The organism is Halalkalibacter krulwichiae (assembly GCF_002109385.1).
Lineage (GTDB): Bacteria > Bacillota > Bacilli > Bacillales > Bacillaceae_D > Halalkalibacter > Halalkalibacter krulwichiae.
In genome coordinates this window covers 1,933,116-1,955,546 of sequence record NZ_CP020814.1, presented here as the reverse complement: position 1 = coordinate 1,955,546, position 22,431 = coordinate 1,933,116, and the positions used below count along the sequence as shown (strand labels likewise).

Genomic DNA, 22,431 nt, shown 5'->3' with positions numbered 1-22,431 from the left:
AACAAAAGAATGCATATCCTAACATCATAGCAAGATATGAAAATCTATTGCTTCCCCTTTTCCTCGAAGGTTTCACACCAACGTATAGGCAGGTCTCCTGACTCATGCGCTTCATCATTCACTTCACCTTCCCATCTATTCGACAGTGGTGTTCGAAGTGTATCCGCATTTACAGTGGCGGGACCGTGTTGGAATTACACCAACTTCCCTATTATCATCCAAAACACTGGATGACCTATACTAGTTCATATGAGATTTTGATAAGTATCTTTAGTATACATGAAAACCGGAATTATGACACTTTTTTATTCTTTCCGACTAAATAAATTCTGAATAATAAAATTAAAAGGGTTGACAACCGTCCTATTTCTAAGCTAAAGTGAGAAACAATTTCATATGTTGGGAGCAGGTACTTTGAAATTTTCAAAGTTTAAAAGGGAATCCGGTTTAAATCCGGAGCGGTCCCGCCACTGTAATAGAGGAGTTTTCGTGATAAAGTCACTGGTCAAACCGGGAAGGCCACGAAAATGTTGATCCTAAAGCCAGGAGACCTGCCTGCTTCAACAACACTGATTTTTTACCTACGGGAGATAGGGAGGTGTTAACAGTATCTTAGACATTCTATGGATATCGTTTACCCTATTTTATTGGTAATGATATCCATTTTTTCATGCCCATAATACACTTTTGGAGGAGTCAAACAATGAATTCACTAACTAGCAGCAATCTAGGATACCCAAGAATAGGCGAAAAAAGAGAATGGAAAAAAACTCTTGAGGCCTTTTGGAAAGGAAAAATAACAGAAGCGTCGTTTGAAAAAGTCATGAAGAGCTACCGTTTACAATATCTAAATAATCAAATCGAAAGAAATCTTGATTATATCCCTGTCGGAGACTTTTCACTTTACGATCATGTTCTTGATACAGCAGTAATGTTTGGTTTAGTACCAGACCGTTTTCAATACCAAGGGGGTAAAGTACCTTTATCTACATATTTTGCCATGGCACGAGGAACGGATAATGCTCATGCTTGCGAGATGACTAAATGGTTTGACACAAACTATCATTACATTGTTCCAGAGCTAAAAGGTTTAACACCAAAACTTGTTGAAAATAAACCACTACAAGCATTTTTAGAGGCTAAAACTGAGCTAAATGTAATAGGTAAACCTGTGATCCTTGGTCCTTTCACATTTTTAAAATTATCTAAAGGTTTTGACCAATCCGAGTTTGCTGATCGGTTAAATCAATTGGCTTCGGTTTATATTCAATTATTGCAAGAACTTAAAGAAGCAGGAGCTACATTCGTACAAATCGATGAACCAAGCTTAGTAACAGATATCAGTGAAGAGGAAATGAGTTTATTTACCTCTGTCTATCACTTCATAACTGATCAAGTTCCTGATTTAGACATTATCGTTCAAACGTATTTTGAAGCGGTGACACATTACGATGCAGTAGTGAACTTACCTGTTAAAGGAATTGGATTGGATTTTGTCGCTGGTTTTGAAACGAACTTCGCCGCTATTACCAAACACGGGTTCCCAAAAGACAAAATCCTTGCTGCTGGTATTATTGATGGTCGCAACATTTGGAAAAGTAATCTAGAAGAAAAACTAACCTTTATCAAGGAATTGAGTACTTTTGTCGATGTAGAACGATTACTGATTCAACCTTCATCAAGTTTGCTGCATGTTCCTGTAAGCTTGACTCATGAAACTACACTTGATCGTACTTTAAAAAATGCACTAGCATTTAGTCATGAGAAATTGGAAGAAATAAATATGTTAAAAAAGGCGATCACTGTCCCTAGTGCGGAACACCTACGTGCCATTCAAGCCCATACTCAATCTTTTACAGAACTAACAAACTCAAATTGGCGAAAAAAGGTTGAAAGAAACCCATTAGCGACAGAACGGGCAGCAACTTTTAATGAACGTCATAAACTACAGAAGAAGAAATGGAAGTTGCCTTTACTCCCAACAACTACAATTGGAAGTTTTCCACAGACAAGTGAAATTCGCCAAGCTCGCGCAAGGTGGAGAAGAAATGAACTTTCAAATGAAGCTTACGATGCACTTATTAAAGCCGAAATTAAAAAATGGATTGAGATTCAAGAAAAAATTGGATTAGATGTCTTTGTTCATGGAGAGTTTGAACGAAATGATATGGTAGAATTTTTTGGTGAGAAACTAGCTGGTTTTGCTTTTTCAAAAAACGGTTGGGTTCAATCATATGGTTCGCGTTGTGTAAAGCCACCGATTATTTTCGGAAATGTGCTATTTGTTGAACCGATGACAGTCAATGAAACACTTTATGCCCAATCACTTACTGAAAAGCCAGTTAAAGGAATGTTAACAGGTCCAGTAACGATCTTAAATTGGTCATTCGTTCGAGATGACATCCCTAAAAAAGAGGTTGCTTTTCAAATCGCTGAAGCATTATTAAAAGAAGTAAAGCTTTTGGAGAGTGCTGGGATAACAATGATTCAAGTAGATGAACCAGCTTTACGAGAAGGGCTTCCATTGAAAAAAACGCAACATAATGAATATTTAACGTGGGCCGTCGAAGCGTTCCGTATGTCCACATCACAAATTGATCATTCAACACAGATTCATACACATATGTGTTATTGCGATTTTAACGATATCATTGATTCTATTCGTGCACTTGATGCCGATGTGATTTCTATTGAGACATCTAGAAGTCATGCTGAATTGATCTCTGCTTTTGAACATAGACAGTATGACAAAGGAATCGGATTAGGTGTATACGACATTCACAGTCCAAGAATTCCAAAAGAAGAAGAAATGGTGACTATTATTCAACGAGCTCTAACAGTTCTTCCACCATCTCTCTTCTGGGTTAATCCTGATTGTGGATTAAAAACACGAACGGAACAAGAAACCGTGGCAGCTCTATCAAATATGGTTCAATCAGCAAAGAAAGCGAGAACAATGGTAGCTATTACAAATTCGTAAAGGGAGTTGATCTTAGGAAGTGAGATACGAACTCGTCCATTTTCTCCAGGTGACCAATGATGAAAAAATCATGATTGCATGCATTAAAAATATGGATGCAAAGAGTTTATTGACATTGTTTCATTATCTTTCTTTCACCGATGAATTTACGCAGAAAAGATGGATCAACCTTTATCAAAGTATGTTACTTTAATGTTTATACGTTTAAAAAGAACGGGCTCATCCGATATGGATTAGCCCGTTTTACTTTTATTTGTTTTATTAGGAAGAAAGAAAGAGAACGTTGTCCCTTCATTCATTTTACTATGGACAGAAATATTGCCATCATGAGCATCGATAATATTTTTGCAGATCGCCAGTCCGAGTCCAGTTCCCCTTGTGCTCTTGTACGCGCTTTATCCGCTTTGTAAAAACGCTCAAAAACATAAGGCAAATCAGCCTCAGGAATTCCCGTCCCTGTGTCTTTTACATCAAATTTACAACCTTCATCATATTGAGTGACTGTTAGGATAACCTGACCGTTCTCCTCAGTATGACGAATTGCATTATGAAGTAAGTTTGTTAACACTTGTTCAATTCGATCAGGATCACACGTAATAGTTGAAACATTATTTATCTCCAATAAGAGTTCAAGTCCTTGCTCTTTCGCCAACCCTTGAAATTTCCGAACAATTCGTTCAGAAAAAGGTTCTACTTCAAGCTTCTCAAAGTTAAGCTCAACATGACCTGCTTCCATTCTCGCGATATCTAATAATTCATTGACTAAGCGTCCCATTCTGAGTGATTCTTCGTAAATTATTTTTGCAATTTCTTTCTTTTCCTCGTCCGACCCTGCAATATCATCAATAATTGCCTCGCTATAACCCTGCAGCATTGCAATTGGCGTTCTTAATTCATGTGAAACGTTAGCAATAAAGTCTTTTCTTAACTTATCATGCCTACGTTCTTCTGTCATATCACGTAATACCGCAACTGCCCTCTGATTTCAGCTTGGTCATAGAGAGGAGTCATCAAAATCATCCAGCTTCTTCCTTGCATTTCGACTTCTCCAACTTGCTCTTTCTCAAGCAGTACAACCTTTTCAAACAATGTTTGCAACGTTTCAGGTAATAGCTGATCACCTTGCTCTTTCATGCCTTGTTCATAATACCAAGATTGAATAAAGCGATCAGCAGGTGGATTCGTTAACATGACCCTCCCCTTCTTGTTAAGGGTTACGACACCGTCTGCCATACTGACAAGAATACGAGCAAGCTGTTCCTTTTCTTGGTTTAAAGCATGGATATTATTATTTAAATCGCGCCCCATCCTGTTAAACGCAATCGCTAGTTGTCCAATTTCATCATGTGTCAATATAGGAACTTTTGTTTTAAATTTCCCTTCTGCGACCTCTAACGCACTTTGTCGCATTTTTAATAATGGTGCAGAAATTCTAGTTGATAAGAAAAAGGCAAAAAAAGTTGTTAACACGATTGCAATTCCAGCTGAAAAATAAATAATTTGTCGTGTTTCACTCGTTGCTTCATCAATCGCAGAAAGGGATTGATAAAGAAATACAGCACTATCGTCTAAAACACCAGGTTGCATGGGAACGCCGACAATCATAATTTCAGAATAGAATTCTTCATCGTCTTCAGAAATGAACGGAAAATCCCCCTCTGTCATTACAACTTGTTCCCCTGATAATACTTGGGACAACGTTTCGTCTGTTAAAAAGGATTCCAACGTGATTTGATGAGCTTCTGTTTCATCTGTGCTCCAAACTTTCTCTCCTTCTACTAAAAAAATGACATGCATATCAAATGAATCCGCATATTGCCTAATTGTATTAATAGCATCGCTCTCTCTACTATAGCCCTCATACATAGAGGAAATCATTTGAGCGTGATTGACTAAACGAGATTCCGCCTCATTAACATGAAAACGCTCAAATGATTGTAGAAGCAAAACCATTAAAAACGTTAATACGACTGAGACAAGAAGTAAGATTGTTATCCACAGCTTTCCTACGACACTACGCCATAGCATTATTACTTCACGGCCTCAAACTTATAGCCAATACCCCAAACAGTTGAAATCATCGAGGCAGCTTCAGGTGAGATTTTATTTAACTTTTCACGCAGACGTTTTATATGTGTATCGACTGTACGCAAATCACCAAAGAAATCATAATTCCATACATCCTTTAATAATTGTTCACGTGAAAACACTTTATCTGGAGATTGCGCTAAATAATGCAGCAACTCGTATTCTTTCGGAGTTAAACTAATTTCTTGATCTGAAACAGTAACTCGGTGTGCATCGTTATCGATCATTAGATGTTGGAAAACTAAAACATCTTTAGCTTGTGTATCCGTATGCAAAAATTTTGTCGTGGAAGAACGACGTAACAAAGCTTTTACTCGTAAAACCACCTCTCTCGGACTAAATGGTTTAACGATATAATCATCTGTACCTACTTCAAACCCTTGCACACGGTTGGCTTCTTCTCCCTTTGCTGTTAACATCATAACAGGTGTTGCTTTTGTTTTTCGAAGTTCTTGACAGACTTCAATACCGTCCATGCCTGGCATCATGATATCTAATAAAATTAAGTCAAACTCTTCAGCTAACGCTTTATCCAGCGCTTGTTCTCCATTTTCTGCTTCTTCTACTTCATAATTTTCACGTTCTAAATACATTTTTAATAATCTTCTAATACGATCTTCGTCATCAACGACTAAAATACGCGCTTCTTTTTCCATCTAGCTTTCCTCCTATGTCGAACCTTTATATATGTAGTGTAACATGAATAGCTGTTAATTTTGAATGAACTAGCTGATGACATTCATCAAACTGTTCAAGTATTTATATCCATGAGTAAACCTTTTTTAAAAAAACCCTCGCATTTAGCGAGGGTTCGTATCATAAAGCGTACGAGTGTAAACCCGCAATAACAAGATTTACAAATACTAAATTAAACATGATAATAGCAAATCCTATTACACATAACCATGCTGATTTCTCTCCGTGCCAACCTTTTGACAAACGCAAATGTAAATAGGCTGCATAGAATAAAAACGTAATTAAGGCCCAAACTTCTTTTGGATCCCATCCCCAGAACCTTGTCCAAGCAATTTGTGCCCAAATCATTGCAAAGATAAGTCCGCCAAGAGTAAAGATTGGAAAACCAATAGCAATGGCACGATAACTAACTTCATCAACAGCTTGAGGACTTACTCCTTTAAGGATAGGTTGAATCGCGCCTCCAATTCGTTTACGTAAGATTAATCGTAATAACCAATAAATGATAACACCTGATAATAAAGACCAAATTACTGTATTAAGATCATTTGCTACAATAATGGCTGGTGCATTAAAAAACGGCGACATCCGATCTTCCGTTAATAATTGTCCTTCATTCGGACCAACTAATGCAGGCAAATTGTAAACCATTTCTGAGTCTAGTCCATTTTCATTAACGTAAGCAAATGTTGCTTGATAATTCATCGCATTAAAGATAGTACCAATTAAAATAAACCCAACTAAGCTTATTAACGAATACATTACAAGCTCAAGAGCAATTGTTTGCTTATTTCTTTTCGTGAAATCGATTGTCCGAATTAAATAAACCAATCCAGCTGCAAATCCAATCGCCAAAATTCCTTGGCCAAGCGCCGTTGTAATTACGTGTATTTTTAACCAGTTACTCTGTAAGGCAGGAATTAAAGGTGCTACCTCACCAGGGAACATAGATGCATAAGCGATAATTAACATGACGATAGGCATTGTGAACAATCCTAGATAATTAGAGCGATATATTGCATAAATAATAACAAAAGCAATCCCAATAGAAATACCTAAAAATGTCATATACTCAAACATGTTACTTACTGGTGCATGTCCTGCATGAATCCAACGCGTAATAAAATAACCGATAGAGACTAAAGAACCTAAGATCGCAAAAATAAAACCGAAAAATCCCCAACGGTTTCCTTTCATTTCTCCTTGCTTGTTTCGCCACTTCTTTCCTGTAATCGATACTGTAAAAGCAATTGTTGCAGCAAGATAAAGGAAAAAAGCAATAAACAATAAATTCCCACTTATTGCTCCCATTTTTGAAAAACCTCCTGTAACTAAGAGGAGGGAACTAGAATCTATTCCCTCTCTTATACTACCTTAATATTTTAAAGACTTTCTTGTTTATTTTCTTCGGCTTTTTGCTCTTCAGCCTCAACTTGATCTATTGGTGAATGTACATCCGTTTTAGCAATGGCATAATCAATTTCCTTACGTAAGGCAAGGTAATTTTTGTTTGTATGTGCAGCTACCCAAACCTCACCATTAATACGTTGGAACCAGATGCGGCGATGAGCCCAATAAGATCCTTGAACCAAACCAATCATAAAAATAATCCCACCAACGATTAAAAATGGTAATGTGTAGTCTTTTCTTACAACTAATCCTGTGACGTGCTTCGTATCAAGATCAATAAACGTCATTTTATAGTCATTTTCTCCAATTGGCTCCAGATTCGTTTGAATCCCGACAAAACTCACTTCGCCTTCAGGTGTTTCCGGTGTATACATATCAAAAATAAATACAGGATTGTCCGGAATTTGTGAACGGGTTGAAGGAACATTAGAACTGTTCAAGAAGTAATCTGGAAAGTAGTCTCTAATTTCTACTCGATACCCCTCACCAAGATCATAAACAGAATCTGGATTGAATAAATCAATATCAAGACGACCAAAAGTCTCACCGGTCTCTTTATTTTCTAGTGTGAAGCTCATCGTATTTAACTCGTGTAACTTATAGTCAACTTGATAAAGCGCAAATTGATCAAATTTAAAAGGTTCATTTACACGAATTTTATGTCGATCTACTTCTACTAAATCCCCTTCACCGACAATTCCCGTATCTTCTTGTTTAAATAGTGTCGCATCAGTTTGATAAGTTTTGACAATAGGACCTCCAGCTCGTTGCATTGCCTCGCCAAATACCTCATCATCTTCGTCATACAATTCAACTAGAAACTCCTCATTCTTAATATGATAATGACTATTCGTACCTGGAACAACCGCAGTCTCCCTTCACGAATCCAAACACTTTCATCAACATACATACCAGGAAAATAACGGAGCATACAGCCAATTAAAAAAATGATCAATCCAATATGATTTACATATGGACCCCAACGGGCAAAGCGACCTTTCTCAGCTACAAGGTTACCGTTTTCTTCAGAGATCTTATATTTCTTCTCTTGTAATTTACTTTTCACTTGTTCAAATGTTTGATCAATATCATTAACCTTAGAAGTTCCATACACACGTTGACGCTTCATGAAATTCGCATGTCTAGTTACTCTTTGGGTTTTTAATGCACGATATAACGGGAATACCCGATCCCAACTAGCAATGAAAATAGAGACACCGAGTGCTGCAATTAAGAGCATGTACCACCAAGACCCATACAAATTATGGAAACCTAATTGATAATAGATTTGTCCTGTGATTCCATATTCGTCAGCATAATATTGTGCTGCATTAACGGTAGGCGGTATGTACATTTCCTGTGGATAAATTGTCCCTAGTGCTGAAGCTAATAAAGTTAGTACAATAATCCAAATTCCCACTTTAACAGAAGAAAAGAACATCCAAATTTTATCGATAAACGTTGTTGTATAAGTTTGTGAACGTCGGGCAACCCCCTCGTATTTCATATCGAGAAGTTCCTTTTGTTTCTCTTTATCATCTAATGGTTTCCCACATGACTCACAGACAATCGTTCCTATTGGATTTTCATGCCCGCATTCACAAGTAATTTTCTTCATTCCCCACACCTCTATTATGTTCCGGGTTTAATCTCTTCCATGAAATCTCTAACCATTTGATCTGTCATGCCACCTTGATGAACACGTACGATCGTACCATGTTCATCGATCAGAATTGTAGTCGGTAACGGCGAAATTCCATATGCGTCAATAACATCTCTTCCTTTATCAATCGCAATTGGAAAAGTTAGCCCATGTCGATCAACAAAGCGCTCAACTGTCAGTGAAGGCTCAGCTGCATTTACCGCAATGATTTCTACACCCTTCTCTTGATACTCGTTGTATAGATCTTCCATTATTGGCATTTCTTTAACACATGGAGGACAATAGGTTCCCCAAAAGTTCAAAAAGACACCTTTTCCTTTTAAATCCTCTAGCTCAATACGTTGACCTTCTAAGTCATTCAATACAAAATTAACCGATAACTCACCAGCTTTGGCAACACTTCGATCAGCTATGAAATTTGAATAAAACGTATAGGCAAGTGCAATTGCGATAATAGCCAGAATACTTGAACGCATGATTAAACGTTTTTGTTTCAAGAAACTCTCCCCCTTTAATCAATAACTATTATCAATTCCCTTTATTATAACGTTAGTTAAGTAAGTAGACTAATTCCGTTTATGACGGTTTCGTGACAGCTAATTCTTTTAAATGCTTAACTTCAATCGGCTTTAACTGCCTCGCATCACCTGGATTTAAACCTTTTAAAGTAAGGAAGCTGTATTGTTCTCTCTTTAGTTTAATAACGGGGTGATCAATTGCTTCAAACATTCTTCTTACTTGACGATTTCTTCCTTCATGAATAACAATTCGAATAATCGCCGTATTTTTCTTTTTATCTAGCGACATCATCTTGACTTTTGCTGGAGCAGTCATCCCATCTTCGAGCTTTATACCATTTTGAAGTTCCTTCAACTTTTCTCTTGATGGAATTCCCTTCACTTTTGCGACATACACTTTTTCAACCTTGTATTTTGGATGCATGAGCACATTCGCAAATTCACCATCATTTGTCAGTAGAATAGCTCCTGATGTGTCATAATCTAGACGACCTACAGGAAATACCCTTTGTTCAATTTCCAGAAAATCTGTTACAACGGTCCTTCCCTTATCGTCACTCACACTAGAGATAACTCCACTTGGCTTATAGAGCAAATAATAAACTGGCTCTTCACGGTCAATCGGAACGCCTTCTACTTCAATCTCGTCTTTATTTGGCGTTACTTTCACCCCAAGTTCACGTACTACTTTTCCATTTACCTTTACTTTGCCTTCAATAATAAGTTGTTCTGCCTTTCGCCTAGATGTAATCCCAGCTTGGGCAATTACTTTTTGTAACCGTTCCATCTCTTTCACCTCATGTACCATCATACTCTTCCCATCATGAATTCTCAAGCTTCAGTGATTCTCGTCACACTATTGACGAAAAAAGCTATCAGGATTTGTAAATCCTAATAGCTTCTATCTAATATAAGAGATTTCTATATTCCCATTGAAATATACTTCGTTTCAAGAAATTCTTCAATCCCGTGATGGCCCCCTTCTCTTCCTAAGCCACTTTCCTTGTACCCTCCAAAAGGAGCTTGAGCCACAGAAGGAAGTGCATCATTGACTCCTACAATGCCATATTCAAGTGCTTCACTCATTCGAATCGCATCAGACAAACTTTCCGTATATACATAAGCAGCTAAGCCAAAAGCAGAATCGTTCGCCCGTTTTATCACTTCTTCAACAGATGAGAACGTTGAAACCGGTGCTACAGGTCCAAAAGTTTCTTGATTCATACAAAGCATTTCATCAGTCGCGCCGGTCACAACGGTTGGCTGATAAAATAAACCAGAAATTGGCTCCCCACCAATTACTACTTCCCCCCTTTTTGAATTGCATCATCTATTTGCGTTTTAACCTTTTCAACAGCTGCTTGATCTATTAAAGGTCCGATATCACTCTCTTCATTGAATCCATCTCCTACAGATAGTGCTCGAACTTTTTCTGTAAACTTAGCAAGGAAGGGTTCCTTGATCTCTTCATGTACATAAATACGGTTGGCGCAAACGCATGTTTGACCGGCATTCCTAAACTTAGACGCAATTGCCCCTTCAGCCGCCTTCTCCAAGTCTGCATCTGCCATTACGATGAATGGTGCATGCCCCCCTAATTCTAATGAAAGCTTCTTTACGGTACCTGCTGCCTGTTTCATTAAGATTTTCCCAACTTCTGTTGATCCAGTGAACGTCACTTTTTTCACTCGAGCATCTTTCATCCACGTTTCGCCAATTTCTTTTGGGTTGCCCGTAATGACGTTAAGTACCCCTTTTGGTATACCAGCCTTTTCGGCAAGACTTACTAAGTAATAGGCAGTAAGCGGCGTCTGTTCTGCTGGCTTAATGACTGCCGTACACCCCGCAGCTAATGCAGGAGCCACCTTTCGCGTTATCATTGCGGCTGGAAAATTCCAAGGGGTAATTGCTGCAATTACTCCTACCGGCTGTTTTTGAATAATGATTCGTTTATTAGGAGATGAAGCTGGAATTGTTTCACCATATATTCGTTTTCCTTCTTCTGCATACCATGATAGAAAACTATTGGCATACCCTACCTCGCCTAAAGCTTCTTTAAAAGGCTTTCCTTGCTCTAGCGTCATTAACTTCGCAATTTCCTCAGACTCTCTCTCTATTAATTGGTACCACTTCATAATTCTTTCGCTACGCTCGTTTGCTGTTAAACGAGACCAGCTAGGAAAAGCCTTGTGAGCTGCGTCTACTGCTTGCTTTGCTTCTATAGCTCCCGCTTTTGGAACTTGGCCAACTACTTCTTTAGTTGATGGATTAGTAACATCGATTTTTTCATCTAGTGAAACCCATTGCCCGTCAATAAACAGATTAAAATTCCTCATGATTCATTCTCTCCCCCTAGCCTTGATAGCCTTTCAACTGTATTTCCAATGTAACAGCTTACATTTTCTAATCATTTTAACATAAATAAGAAAACGATTCTAAGAATAAAGACTGCTGAAAAAGAAAGGATATCTTTTTTAGCAGTCTTTAGTTTCTATATTCTAGAATATCGATCCAAGCAGGTTGTTTCTTACATTCCAAAGACATATGTCACAATTAAAATGGAAGCTATAATTCCAACAACGTCTGCAAGTAATCCTACTTTAAGTGCATCTCCCATCTTTTTAATTCCAACAGCGCCAAAATAGACGGTCAAAACATAAAAGGTAGTGTCCGTACTTCCTTGCATCGTAGAAGCTAACCTTCCTATAAATGAATCAGGTCCGTGAGTTGCGATTAAATCTGACGTCATTCCAAGAGCACCGGTTCCTGAAATGGGGCGTATCATCGCTAAAGGGACAATTTCTGAGGGAATACCAATAGCTTGTAATACAGGTTTCATTAGATTAATTATGAAGTCCATTGCACCTGATGCTCGGAAAACTGAAATCGCAACAAGCATCCCAACTAGATATGGAATGATAGATACAGCCATTCCAAAACCTTCTTTTGCTCCCTCCACAAACGTCTCGTACGTCGGCACTTGTTTATACGTTCCATACATAAGAACAAAGGCAATCAAGACTGGTATGAACCAAATCGAAATAACGGTGATCCATCCCATCTAGGCTCGCCCCTTTCTAATACGTCTGTAATAAAAATATCGGTCGATCAGTAACGCTCCGAGTGTCGAGCAGGTTGTTGCGATAAGAGTGGTCCCGACGATTTCTGTCGGAGAAACGGATCCGTAACTCATTCTGATCGAAATGACCGTTGTAGGTATTAGTGTAATACTAGCAGTATTAATTGCTAGCAATGTAATCATAGACCTACTAGCAGAATCACTTCCTCCATTTAAATCCTTAAGCTGTTGCATGGCTTTGATCCCCATCGGAGTTGCTGCGTTACCAAGGCCAAATAAATTTGCAGTCATATTTGATAAAATATAACCCATTGCAGGGTGATTGGGTGGAACCTCCGGAAATATTCTAGTCGCAATTGGGCGCATTAATTTAGCTAGTAAATCCAAAAGCCCTCCTTCTTGAGCAATCCTCATCAAGCCAAGCCAAAATACAAGTATACTAATCAACCCGAGGCAAATTGTTACAGCATCCTTAGCGCCTGCAAAAATCGCCTCATTAACTTCTTCCATCCTCCCGTTTACTGCTCCAAAAATGATTCCAATGACGAGCATCGCAACCCAAATTTTATTAATCACTGCTTCTCACCCCAATAGTGAAGGAAAAAATGTCTAGAAACTTTTTCCAGAAACTTCTTTTCTCTTCGACTTCTGGAGGATCAAATAAAAGGGGTACTTGACCAATTACATCATTATTAATTTTTATTTCTACTTTTCCGACTGGCTGTGGAGGAATGAATTCAGCTGATCGTTTATCAGCAGGTGGCTTATATAATGTAATTTCTTTTGTTAACGCTTCTCGTTCTACATTCGTTAAGGGAAATTCAAATGAATAGGGTGCATACACATTATCCTTATAAAATGCATCTTCTATCTCTTTCATAACTCCTTCTTCAACTAGCGTTTCCATAGAATATGATTGAAAAGCCCAATTAAATAAATTCATATGATCATGCCAGTCACTTGGTGCATTTAAGGTTACCGCTATTAATTCGGTACCGTTCTTTTCCGCTGTTGAAACAAGAGTTCGTTTAGCACGTTTCGTATAACCTGTCTTACCGCCAGTTGAATACTTATATAACTCTGTTAACAAACGGTTTTTGTTTCTCCAAACACGTATTTGTTCCCCATCAACTCGGTGACTTTTGGTTGCTGAAATGGTTTGATACTGCTCTAGTTCCATAGCGTATTGTGTTAATAAAGCCATATCATAAGCTGTTGAAAAGTGATCTTCATGATCGTCTAGTCCATGAGGGTTTTGAAACATCGTATTACTCATCCCAAGTTCTTGAGCTTTTTCATTCATCATATAAACAAAGCCTTCTAAACTGCCTCCAACATGCTCCGCAATCGCAACAGCCGAGTCATTTCCACTGCGTAGCATTAAGCCATACACTAAATCTTCAAGTTTTATTTTTTCTCCAGCTCTTAAGTAAATCGAAGAACCCTCAGTTCCTTCTGCGTTTGAAGAGACTTTAACCATCTCATCCATTTTACCCGATTCAATTGCTAAAACCGCTGTCATGATTTTTGTAATACTTGCAATTCTTAAAGGTGTATCTTGATTTTTCCCATATAAGATTCTTCCTGACTCCTGCTCAATTAAGACAGCTGCTTGAGCAGAAACAGAGAAATTACGCTGCTCTGCAGCAGCATACAATGGTACAGCCGTCACAATAAGTAAGAATGCCAATAGTATAAGTGCCAGTTTTTTCCCCATATTCAGATCCCCGTCCTGTCTTAGTAAAGTAGCATCTTGATGAGACACTAGCAGTGCCTGTCTTTTCCTTCTCCTACTAGCAAAGTCTATGCGGGACAACCAATGATATGACTATAATTTACAGCTCAAGCTGTGTTCTCTTTTCCTTTAAAAAGACTAATTTTTCATTAAATCGGAAATAATGGATGTTATATCCTTATTAAGGAGAGGGATCAATTGCTTCTAGAACTAACAAACGTACTTGCGCGCATCGTCACAATTTATCCACTCTTACTCGCTATGACATTGTTTATGGGTAAACGTTCGATCGGACAACTCCCTATTTTTGACTTTTTAATTTTTGTCACACTGGCCAATGTTACAGGTGCGGATTTAGCAGACCCTTCGGTCGAACATGTGCATACTGCTTTCGCCATTGTGGCTATCGCTTTTTTGCAGAAATCTGTAGCAAAACTAGCCTTTAAAAAAAGAAAGTTCGGCAAATTGATTACGTTTGAACCAATTGTGGTTATCAAAGATGGACAATTATTAGTTGATAATCTTCAAAGTATTCAATTTACAGTAGATAATATTTTGCAAATGCTTCGTCAAAAAAATGTCTTTGATATTTATGAAGTACAACTAGGTGTTATTGAAGCAAATGGAGAATTAAGCGTCCAAAAGAAACCTGCAAAAGCAGCACCTAGCATTGAGGACTTAGGAATTACGAAAAAATCAAGTGGGATATCCTATCCTGTTATTATTGAGGGTGAAATGAAAGAGGAAATCTTAAAAGAGTTGAAAATTAGCAAAGAATCCCTTCGAAAGCGTCTAGAAGACGAAGGGATTATTAGATTGGAAAAGATCTTTCTTTGTACAATAAATGGTGAAGGAGATCTACAACTTGCCTTCACAAAAAAAGACGAACACTATCAACGAATTCAGCACTGATCTATGATTTTGTAAATGGTGAGACGAGTGAATGAACATTCTTCATTTGCTCTGCACACCAACTATACATTTTCTTTGCTTGTTTATCCTCAGTATCAAGAGCAAATAATTCTAAGTCAGCCTGTGCTTTCTTAATACTCGCTTCAAGAAGTGGCAATTCTGTTGGTTTTGCAACTTGGAGAACATCATCAAATAAATCAAAAGTTACTTGTCCGTATTCATCAACCTGTGCTAAGAATACATTTTCAACAATTGCATTGCTTTTCTTTAGTTCTGTCTTTAACCATTCTTCACTGAGACCTCGCGTAGCTAAAGGTTCATGTAGAATCTTCCCATCCATAATAACTGTTTCTGGTTCTTTAATAGGGGCAACATAGTGGTCAAGCATTTTAGCAGTAATTGGTTGCTGTTCTTTCTTTACTAGAACATTTAATTCTCCATTCCCTTCTAGAACGGCAAATTCAACATCTGCTACTTGAAAAACTTGTTTTCCGCGAAGTTTACGCAATAGTTCATCACTTGTTAAATGCTGTTTTTTCATATTATCTTCTAATATCTTACCGTCCTTCATAATCGGAATTCCTTTACCGTATATAGCAGCTCTAAATGTTGCATTTTTCATACTTAGCATGAGAATGGCAAAAGTCCCACCAGCCCAAATGAACAAGGCTATAAGTAAATGAGAGAGTGGAATGGCCAATTGAATAGAGCCAATTCCAAAAATAACGGCGACTGAGGCGATTAGTCCAAATTCTAATTGCGATGTCTCACCGATCGGCTTACGGATAAACATCCTCGCGATAGCAACAAACAAAATGAAGCCAAGAAAACTCCGAAGTGCAACCTCAACCCACCCTTGCATATTTTTCACTTCCTTTATTGTTGGTATTGTGGTTCTTCAAATTCAATTTCACCTTTTCTTTTTTCAATTTCTTTTATAACCGATCTTGTTTTTAATGCCCCTTGATGAAATGCCTCACGAGCTTCTCCCTCATCCGACTTTAATGCTAGGGATGATAAAGTTGCGTCAATTGATTTTAAAGAAATTAACAAACCTTGTACTTGACTACCTACAGTCATAAGAAATTCACCCCTTACCCTTTTGGCCTAAAAACGAGCGAGGCAAGAAATCCAAAAATGATCGCTGCTGAAATCCCTGCACTCGTCACTTCGAAAATCCCTGTTAGAACACCGACTAAACCATACTGATCTGCTTCTGCCATTGCACCATGTACTAAGGCATTCCCAAAACTTGTAATCGGCACCGTCGCTCCTGCGCCAGCAAAATCGATTAATGGTTCATACAGTCCAAGCCCATCAAGGACAGCACCGGTTACAACAAGCGTGCTCATCGTATGTGCCGGTGTCAATTTAACGACATCCATTAAAACTTGTCCAATGACACAAATGATACCTCCAACAACAAAAGCTGTAATAAAAATCATTGAGCTGTCCCTCCCATTTCAATTGAAACGGCATGTGCAATGCAAGGGATTGTTTCTTTCTGCTGAAAGGAAAGTGGAGAAAGCAAGGCACCGGTTGCAACTATTAACATTCTCTTTAATTCCCCTCTTTTCATCCGATTAAGAAGATGCCCATATGTAACTGTGGCTGAACAACCAGGTCCACTAGCTCCTGCAAATACAGGTTGATCTTCTTTGTAAATCATTAACCCGCAATCCTGAAGTGTATCTTCATGAAGAGTTAGCCCTTTTTCTCGTAATAATTCCTTTGCGATTGGTAACCCGATCTCCCCTAGGTCTCCTGTAGCAATTAAATCATAATGGTCAGGTGATAAATTGCGATCTCTAAAATGTGATACGATCGTGTCAGCTGCAGCTGGTGCCATCGCCCCTCCCATATTAAAAGGATCAGATAATCCCATATCAATAACTTTTCCTATTGTTGCTGATGTAACAACAGGTCCATCTCCTTCACTAGAAACGACAGCTGCTCCTGATGCCGTAACTGTCCATTGCGCGGTAGGAGGCTTTTGACCTCCATATTCAGTCGGATAACGGAACTGCTTTTCCGTAGCTGAATTATGACTAGAAGCCGCAGTGACAATTCGTTTAGCTCCATTCGCATTAATAATGAACGAGGCAAGCGCTAATCCTTCCATAGATGTAGAACATGCGCCAAATAGTCCTAAATACGGAATAGAAAGAGTACGGCCAGCAAAACTAGAAGGGGTCAATTGATTAATTAAATCACCTGTAAACATGAAATGGACGTCTTCATTTGTTAGCTCTGCCTTCTCGAGTGCTCTTGTAATGGATTCCTCTAATAATACTTTTTGGGCTTTCTCGTATGAATCTTGCCCAATCCACAAATCATCATGTAGCAAATCAAAGTCATCAGCCAATTTTCCATTCGCTTCAAATGGACCCCCAACTGTACCGGTCGAAAGAATAACAGGTCGATTCTCAAATTCCCAAGTCTGATGCCCCTTTAACATCTTATAGCCCTCCCCACTGTATCAGGATTGTTTTTATAATCGCGATAATAAATGCTGCTACGGTACCAAAGACAATAACTGATCCTGCAAGCTTAAACATTTGACCACCTACCCCTAGTACATAACCCTCGGTTCGATGTTCAATCGCTGCAGATGCAACTGAATTAGCAAATCCCGTTACTGGCACAGCAGTTCCAGCTCCAGCAAATTGAGCAAAACGATCGTAAACACCAAAACCCGTGAGTAAAACGGATACTAAGATTAATGTTGCGACTGTTGGATCACCAGCCGTCCTTTGGGTAAAATCGAAGAAAGTATAATAAAAGACATTTAAACCTTGCCCAATCAAACAAATAAATCCTCCAACCAAAAAAGCACGAAAACAATTTTTTACGACAGGTCTTTTCTTTTCATATTTACTAGCTAATGTTTGATATTTTTCTTGTGCAGGCGTAACGTTTTTCTTTTTACTTGATGACATCTTCCAACCCTCCCCTTTATCCTTTAATCATTTCGTCAAGCTTTGCTAACCTTTGCTTGAATCTCTCTTCACTTATTGTTCTTTGTTGGAGTTCCTTTTCTAATTTTTCAAGCTCCATAAAAATCTTTTGATCGGTTGACACATGAATCGTTGCATCTGGATATCTCTTCTTTATTGAATCATGTCCATTTTTACGAATTTCTTTAAGACGAAAACGGTCAAAATGCTTTACTCTCGGTGCAATATATATATTGTTTTCATCTGTGATCCCTTTTACATCGATAACTTCCTCCATGGAAAGGACAATCTTTTTCGCATCATCAGCTTGTTGTTGATTCACTACTGCTTTATTTGTTAACTGCAAAGGCTTTATGTCTTGCTGCGGTTCTGCCATTTGGCAAGCTGTCAAAAAGCATAATATGAATAATAGTTGAACGAGCCACTTCATAAAATCTCTCCTTTGATTAATATGTAAACGGACACGAGCCCTTTAAGGCTCGTGCCGTATATAAGTATTTACTGCTTATACTGAGGCTCTTCTTGCTCGATTTGTTGTAAGCGTGGCGATAAGCCGTCTACAACTCCCTGAGTTTGTTGAGCCATTTGCTGAAAAAGCTGTTTTGCTTGCTGGTTTTCCGTTTCTAAAGCGAATGTTTCTAAACTTGCTTGAGCACTTTTTAATCCAGCTAATGTTTGTTTCATTTTGGCAGCAACTGTCATCTTGCGAAATCCCCCTATGATTACAACAATTTTTTTAAGCTCAGACCAAATTGGTTTCAAGCTTATGATAATAGGATGACAAGAAATGAGTCGATCTATTAGTTACAATTTTTGTAAATGAATCGACATACCTCTTCACTTAATATGCATCACTGTATAGGAAATTCTCATTGGAAATTTAGGGAAACTATCCTCATCCACATAATCGGACGGCTAATTATTTCTTCTCTCATAATTCCCTCAACTTTCGCTCAAACTAAGCTGTAACGTAAAGAAAAGCGGGGTATATAGTGTGAATACAAATTTCCTCTCATTAACGATTGAATTATGCTTTGGATTCTTTGCTCTTCTAGCGATGACAAAAGTACTTGGTAAAAACCAAATAACTCAACTCACACCGTTTGATTTTATTTCAGCTCTTGTATTAGGGGAACTTGTCGGTAATGCGATTTACGATAAAGATATCGGGCTACATTATGTTTTATACGCTGTTGTTTTTTGGGGATTTTTAATTTATGGGATTGAAATGATCACTCAAAAATTTCGTCCTTCAAGACCATTGTTAGAAGGTACGCCTACACTAATCATTTCAAATGGAAAGATCCAATATGAAGCACTCAAACGTAATAAGCTGGATCTAGATCAATTGCTTCACCTTTTACGAGACCGCGGGGTATTCTCAGTACGTGAAGTTGAATTTGGTGTTCTTGAGACAAACGGAGCTGTTAATGTTTTACGAAAGCATCCATACGAAACACCTATTAATAGTGAGTTAAACATCCCAACAAAAACGGTTGCATTCCCGGTTCTTTTAATACTAGATGGTGAAATTATTACAGAAGGTCTAACAAAACTAAACAAAGACGAAAGCTGGCTTATAGATGAACTGTATAGACAAGGGTTACCAGGAGCTAAAAAGATCTTGTATGCTGAATGGTTAGAAGGCGAAGGGTTGGAGATTCAAACATATTAGTAGGAAGGTGATGATAATGAGGAAGCTTTTCTTATTCATTTTAATGGGGTGTCTTTTAATCGGCTGTAACAATGATCGATCTGATGGAGCGACTTTAGCTCAATCAACAAAAACAGCTGCTGATCATGAGAAAAACGTAATTGTTATTATCATTGATTCGATGACAAAAGACGTTTTAGATGAGAGCTTAAATCGCGGGTTTCTCCCAGCACTTTCATTTTTAATGGAAAAAGGAATGACTCACCATGATCTTGTTGCTCCCTTTCCATCAATGTCTGTCCCAATTGAGACAACATTAATAACTGGCACTTCCCCAAAAGAGCATTTACTACCAGGTCTAGTATGGTATGATGCACAGGCTGATACGATCGTTGATTATGGTTCAACCTTATCAAAATATTGGAAACTAGGAATGAATGATACGTTGTTAAATGCACTTGTCCATTTGAATTCAAATCATATATCACCAGAAGTTGAAACGATTTATGAAGATTTACATCAAAAAGGTTATTCAACAGGTGCAATAAATACAATTGTTTATCGAGGAGATTCATCTCACAAAGTGATTGTACCTGGTTATATTAAAGCTTTGCTGCATTTACCAGACCAACTCGAAACAAAAGGACCGGATCTACTAGCTTTTGGCCAAGCTGTACTTCCAAAAGCCGTACAAAATAAAAAGTTAAGCGATAGTATCTTTCAGCGTTTTGGATTAAATGACGAATTTTCGGCTCAAGTTACCGAAACTCTTATAAAAGAAAAGGAACAACCTGATTTTCTTATGGTCTTCTTTCCAAATTATGATAAAGATGCCCATAAACATGGTCCTGTTAGTCCTGAACATTTTGCCAATACAGATCAGCATCTACAAACCATTCTAAATGCTTACGATAACTGGGATGAAGCACTAGAAAGAAACATCTTTGTCATTATGGGAGACCATGGACAAGACTTATTACACCCTAAAAAAGCAGAAGCGGCGATCGATCTTGAACCAATCCTAGCACCATACACGATTGCGTCTCTTCTTGACGAACCAAATAGCGGAGATATTGTCATAGCAAATAATCACCGTTCAGCTTATCTTTACCCTACATCAAATAATGTACATTACGAAGCAATAACTGAAAAGTTAAGACAAGATCCACGAATCGATCATATTTCATATCTAGATGGCGATGAAATGGTCATCCATCAAGTCGGTAAAACAGGACAATTACGTGTGAAAGAAAATGGGAGCTGGAAGGACGAATACAATCAAACTTGGGAGATTTCAGGTAACGAAGAAATAGCAGATATTGAATTAACGAAGCAAGGTACCATTAAATATGGAGAGTATCCTGATATTTTTCACCAACTAGACGGTGCACTTAACAGCCATGGTCCAACAATGGTCGTAACTGCCCGCCCAGGACATACCATTAAATCAGAAGGAGCACCTGTTCATGAAGCTGGTGGAGAACATGGGGATTCCATAAAAATGATACGTTAGCGTCCATTATCATTGCCGGAACTGACAAGCCACTCGAAAAACGCAGGATGGAAGATTTAAAGAATTATTTTATTGATTTACTAGAAGAATGAAAAGTTGTAGGCATGAGCTGAAAAATTAGCACAACTAGCCTTGAGGCAGCTGATTTCTGCTCTCAAGGCTAGTTATATATAGAAAGCTTTTTCGGTTTATTTAAATGTTTCCCATCTTACATTTCTTGCTTGCAAATACCTTTTTTCCACCTCCGGCCAATGAACCAAGTTCCACCAATTATTAATATAAGGTTCACGTTCGTTCTTATATTGTAAGTAATACGCGTGTTCCCAAACATCCAAAACTAATAATGGAATAACGTCTTGTTGGCTTAAGTTTTGATGTTTTTCCGCTTGTAATATTTCTAAACGGTGTGTTCGAGGCGACCAAACTAACAACGCCCATCCAACCGCTTCCACTTTTTCAGCCGCTTTTGAGAAGTGCTCCTTCATTTTATTAAAACTACCAAAATCTTTGTTAATTTGCGCGGCTAACTCCCCACTTGGCTGACCTCCCCCACGCGGACTCATAATATTCCAGAAAATTGTGTGTAAATAATGTCCAGCTCCATGAAAAGCAGCTTCTCTTTCCCAATGCTTAATTAAATCATAATCTCTTTTTTTACGTGCTTTTTGCATTTCTTCTTCCGCTTTATTTAATCCATCAACATAACTTTGATGATGCTTACTATGATGCAGCCTCATAATCTCTTCAGATATATAAGGTTCCAAGTCATTATAAGCATAAGGCAACGGGGGAAGCTTATGACCTCCAATTGGCACTGGGTCTAATGACGCTCCTACCTCAGCACGTACTTGTTCTAAATCAATCCAATTATCATATACTTCATGAGCTAGTTCACTTAAATATACTTGTCGATCTTGATCACTACTCCGTGATTGAGGGAATTGCAATTCATTCGATAAAGTGATTAACGAATTCATAAATGGTTTTATCTTTCCATAACCAACTTGTGCCTCAATAAGTGAACCTTGCTCATTCCAAATTCTTTTTACATCTTGCACCCATTGATAAATTTCCTTTTCTTGATCGTTCATCATCAACCCTCCTTATCACTAACGTTTTATTCTATGCACGAAATCATTGTCTATGTGTGTCATATTGCTTTAAGCTACTTACCACCTACCATCCCTAGGGGTTATATGAAGTAGGATTTCCCTCGCCTGTGTTCA

The 22,431-nt window shown here is 38.1% G+C and carries 19 protein-coding genes, 3 pseudogenes and 2 riboswitches; of the genes and pseudogenes, 4 read left to right on the top strand and 18 right to left on the bottom strand.

What is annotated here, in order from left to right; all coding sequences use genetic code 11:
• Positions 1 to 70: 70 nt before the first annotated feature.
• Positions 71 to 254, bottom strand: a riboswitch (cobalamin riboswitch).
• Between the two features lie 136 nt (positions 255 to 390).
• Positions 391 to 573, top strand: a riboswitch (cobalamin riboswitch).
• 130 nt (positions 574 to 703) lie between these two features.
• Positions 704 to 2,980, top strand: a complete 2,277-nt coding sequence (gene metE, locus BkAM31D_RS09785) for a 5-methyltetrahydropteroyltriglutamate--homocysteine S-methyltransferase (protein ID WP_066151619.1) — start codon at positions 704 to 706, stop codon at positions 2,978 to 2,980.
• A gap of 233 nt (positions 2,981 to 3,213) precedes the next feature.
• Here metE and BkAM31D_RS09780 read toward each other — a convergent pair.
• The 10 genes and pseudogenes from BkAM31D_RS09780 to BkAM31D_RS09735 form a co-directional block, all read right to left on the bottom strand.
• Positions 3,214 to 5,008: pseudogene (locus BkAM31D_RS09780) on the bottom strand (ATP-binding protein).
• Between the two features lie 2 nt (positions 5,009 to 5,010).
• Positions 5,011 to 5,724, bottom strand: coding sequence for a response regulator transcription factor (locus BkAM31D_RS09775; RefSeq protein ID WP_066151623.1), 714 nt, complete (start codon positions 5,722 to 5,724; stop codon positions 5,011 to 5,013).
• 160 nt (positions 5,725 to 5,884) lie between these two features.
• Positions 5,885 to 7,075 (bottom strand): c-type cytochrome biogenesis protein CcsB, encoded by a 1,191-nt coding sequence (gene ccsB / locus BkAM31D_RS09770; protein WP_066151625.1) that lies wholly within the window; start codon positions 7,073 to 7,075, stop codon positions 5,885 to 5,887.
• A gap of 71 nt (positions 7,076 to 7,146) precedes the next feature.
• A pseudogene (gene resB / locus BkAM31D_RS09765) lies at positions 7,147 to 8,792 on the bottom strand (cytochrome c biogenesis protein ResB).
• Positions 8,793 to 8,806: 14 nt separating this feature from the next.
• Positions 8,807 to 9,334, bottom strand: coding sequence for a thiol-disulfide oxidoreductase ResA (gene resA, locus BkAM31D_RS09760; protein ID WP_066151629.1), 528 nt, complete (start codon positions 9,332 to 9,334; stop codon positions 8,807 to 8,809).
• A gap of 79 nt (positions 9,335 to 9,413) precedes the next feature.
• Complete coding sequence (locus BkAM31D_RS09755) at positions 9,414 to 10,142, bottom strand: pseudouridine synthase (RefSeq protein WP_066151816.1); 729 nt, start codon at positions 10,140 to 10,142, stop codon at positions 9,414 to 9,416.
• Positions 10,143 to 10,276: 134 nt separating this feature from the next.
• Positions 10,277 to 11,691, bottom strand: a pseudogene (locus BkAM31D_RS09750) (NAD-dependent succinate-semialdehyde dehydrogenase).
• 191 nt (positions 11,692 to 11,882) lie between these two features.
• Positions 11,883 to 12,416, bottom strand: a complete 534-nt coding sequence (locus tag BkAM31D_RS09745; RefSeq protein ID WP_066151633.1) for a spore maturation protein — start codon at positions 12,414 to 12,416, stop codon at positions 11,883 to 11,885.
• Positions 12,417 to 13,010 carry a nucleoside recognition domain-containing protein gene (locus tag BkAM31D_RS09740; RefSeq protein WP_066151634.1) on the bottom strand — a complete coding sequence of 198 codons (594 nt, stop codon included), beginning with the start codon at positions 13,008 to 13,010 and terminating at the stop codon, positions 12,417 to 12,419. It lies immediately after the preceding gene.
• Positions 13,003 to 14,151: a D-alanyl-D-alanine carboxypeptidase family protein gene (locus tag BkAM31D_RS09735; protein ID WP_066151635.1), complete on the bottom strand. Its 1,149-nt coding sequence runs from the start codon at positions 14,149 to 14,151 to the stop codon at positions 13,003 to 13,005. Before BkAM31D_RS09735 ends, BkAM31D_RS09740 begins: the two co-directional genes overlap by 8 nt.
• A gap of 216 nt (positions 14,152 to 14,367) precedes the next feature.
• Between BkAM31D_RS09735 and BkAM31D_RS09730 the strand changes: the two genes are divergently transcribed.
• A complete protein-coding gene (locus BkAM31D_RS09730) occupies positions 14,368 to 15,081 on the top strand; it encodes a DUF421 domain-containing protein (RefSeq protein WP_235820327.1) in 714 nt (237 codons plus the stop codon).
• Between the two features lies 1 nt (position 15,082).
• Here BkAM31D_RS09730 and BkAM31D_RS09725 read toward each other — a convergent pair whose 3' ends face one another.
• The 7 genes from BkAM31D_RS09725 to BkAM31D_RS09695 all read right to left on the bottom strand — a co-directional run bounded on the left by BkAM31D_RS09725 (position 15,083) and on the right by BkAM31D_RS09695 (position 18,740).
• Entirely contained in the window at positions 15,083 to 15,943 is an 861-nt protein-coding gene (locus tag BkAM31D_RS09725; protein ID WP_066151640.1) for a DUF421 domain-containing protein, read from the bottom strand.
• A 14-nt stretch (positions 15,944 to 15,957) separates the two neighbouring features.
• Complete coding sequence (locus BkAM31D_RS09720) at positions 15,958 to 16,161, bottom strand: DUF1657 domain-containing protein (RefSeq protein WP_066151641.1); 204 nt, start codon at positions 16,159 to 16,161, stop codon at positions 15,958 to 15,960.
• Between the two features lie 14 nt (positions 16,162 to 16,175).
• On the bottom strand, positions 16,176 to 16,526 hold the full coding sequence (gene spoVAE, locus BkAM31D_RS09715; RefSeq protein ID WP_066151643.1) for a stage V sporulation protein AE: 351 nt from the start codon (positions 16,524 to 16,526) through the stop codon (positions 16,176 to 16,178).
• A complete protein-coding gene (spoVAD, locus tag BkAM31D_RS09710) occupies positions 16,523 to 17,539 on the bottom strand; it encodes a stage V sporulation protein AD (protein WP_066151645.1) in 1,017 nt (338 codons plus the stop codon). Before spoVAD ends, spoVAE begins: the two co-directional genes overlap by 4 nt.
• Position 17,540: 1 nt before the next feature.
• Positions 17,541 to 18,020, bottom strand: a complete 480-nt coding sequence (gene spoVAC, locus BkAM31D_RS09705; protein ID WP_066151647.1) for a stage V sporulation protein AC — start codon at positions 18,018 to 18,020, stop codon at positions 17,541 to 17,543.
• Between the two features lie 16 nt (positions 18,021 to 18,036).
• Entirely contained in the window at positions 18,037 to 18,468 is a 432-nt protein-coding gene (locus BkAM31D_RS09700; protein ID WP_066151650.1) for a YhcN/YlaJ family sporulation lipoprotein, read from the bottom strand.
• 68 nt (positions 18,469 to 18,536) lie between these two features.
• Entirely contained in the window at positions 18,537 to 18,740 is a 204-nt protein-coding gene (locus BkAM31D_RS09695) for a DUF1657 domain-containing protein (RefSeq protein WP_066151652.1), read from the bottom strand.
• 292 nt (positions 18,741 to 19,032) lie between these two features.
• Between BkAM31D_RS09695 and BkAM31D_RS09690 the strand changes: the two genes are divergently transcribed.
• Both BkAM31D_RS09690 and BkAM31D_RS09685 read left to right on the top strand, forming a co-directional pair.
• Positions 19,033 to 19,713 carry a DUF421 domain-containing protein gene (locus BkAM31D_RS09690; protein ID WP_174521901.1) on the top strand — a complete coding sequence of 227 codons (681 nt, stop codon included), beginning with the start codon at positions 19,033 to 19,035 and terminating at the stop codon, positions 19,711 to 19,713.
• A gap of 16 nt (positions 19,714 to 19,729) precedes the next feature.
• Positions 19,730 to 21,205, top strand: a complete 1,476-nt coding sequence (locus BkAM31D_RS09685) for an alkaline phosphatase family protein (protein WP_180319898.1) — start codon at positions 19,730 to 19,732, stop codon at positions 21,203 to 21,205.
• Between the two features lie 188 nt (positions 21,206 to 21,393).
• Here BkAM31D_RS09685 and BkAM31D_RS09680 read toward each other — a convergent pair whose 3' ends face one another.
• The gene (locus BkAM31D_RS09680) at positions 21,394 to 22,296 is read right to left on the bottom strand and encodes a superoxide dismutase (protein ID WP_066151656.1); all 903 of its coding nucleotides are present in this window, start codon (positions 22,294 to 22,296) and stop codon (positions 21,394 to 21,396) included.
• Between the last annotated feature and the right edge of the window lie 135 nt (positions 22,297 to 22,431).

Bases quoted from the DNA above. Each gene is read 5' to 3' on its own strand.
- metE (WP_066151619.1), top strand. From the start codon at position 704: ATGAATTCACTAACTAGCAGCAATCTAGGATACCCAAGAATAGGCGAA.
- BkAM31D_RS09775 (WP_066151623.1), bottom strand. From the start codon at position 5,724: ATGGAAAAAGAAGCGCGTATTTTAGTCGTTGATGACGAAGATCGTATT.
- ccsB (WP_066151625.1), bottom strand. From the start codon at position 7,075: ATGGGAGCAATAAGTGGGAATTTATTGTTTATTGCTTTTTTCCTTTAT.
- BkAM31D_RS09755 (WP_066151816.1), bottom strand. From the start codon at position 10,142: ATGGAACGGTTACAAAAAGTAATTGCCCAAGCTGGGATTACATCTAGG.
- BkAM31D_RS09745 (WP_066151633.1), bottom strand. From the start codon at position 12,416: ATGGGATGGATCACCGTTATTTCGATTTGGTTCATACCAGTCTTGATT.
- BkAM31D_RS09735 (WP_066151635.1), bottom strand. From the start codon at position 14,151: ATGGGGAAAAAACTGGCACTTATACTATTGGCATTCTTACTTATTGTG.
- BkAM31D_RS09725 (WP_066151640.1), bottom strand. From the start codon at position 15,943: ATGCAAGGGTGGGTTGAGGTTGCACTTCGGAGTTTTCTTGGCTTCATT.
- BkAM31D_RS09720 (WP_066151641.1), bottom strand. From the start codon at position 16,161: ATGACTGTAGGTAGTCAAGTACAAGGTTTGTTAATTTCTTTAAAATCA.
- spoVAE (WP_066151643.1), bottom strand. From the start codon at position 16,526: ATGATTTTTATTACAGCTTTTGTTGTTGGAGGTATCATTTGTGTCATT.
- spoVAD (WP_066151645.1), bottom strand. From the start codon at position 17,539: ATGTTAAAGGGGCATCAGACTTGGGAATTTGAGAATCGACCTGTTATT.
- spoVAC (WP_066151647.1), bottom strand. From the start codon at position 18,020: ATGTCATCAAGTAAAAAGAAAAACGTTACGCCTGCACAAGAAAAATAT.
- BkAM31D_RS09700 (WP_066151650.1), bottom strand. From the start codon at position 18,468: ATGAAGTGGCTCGTTCAACTATTATTCATATTATGCTTTTTGACAGCT.
- BkAM31D_RS09695 (WP_066151652.1), bottom strand. From the start codon at position 18,740: ATGACAGTTGCTGCCAAAATGAAACAAACATTAGCTGGATTAAAAAGT.
- BkAM31D_RS09685 (WP_180319898.1), top strand. From the start codon at position 19,730: ATGAGGAAGCTTTTCTTATTCATTTTAATGGGGTGTCTTTTAATCGGC.
- BkAM31D_RS09680 (WP_066151656.1), bottom strand. From the start codon at position 22,296: ATGAACGATCAAGAAAAGGAAATTTATCAATGGGTGCAAGATGTAAAA.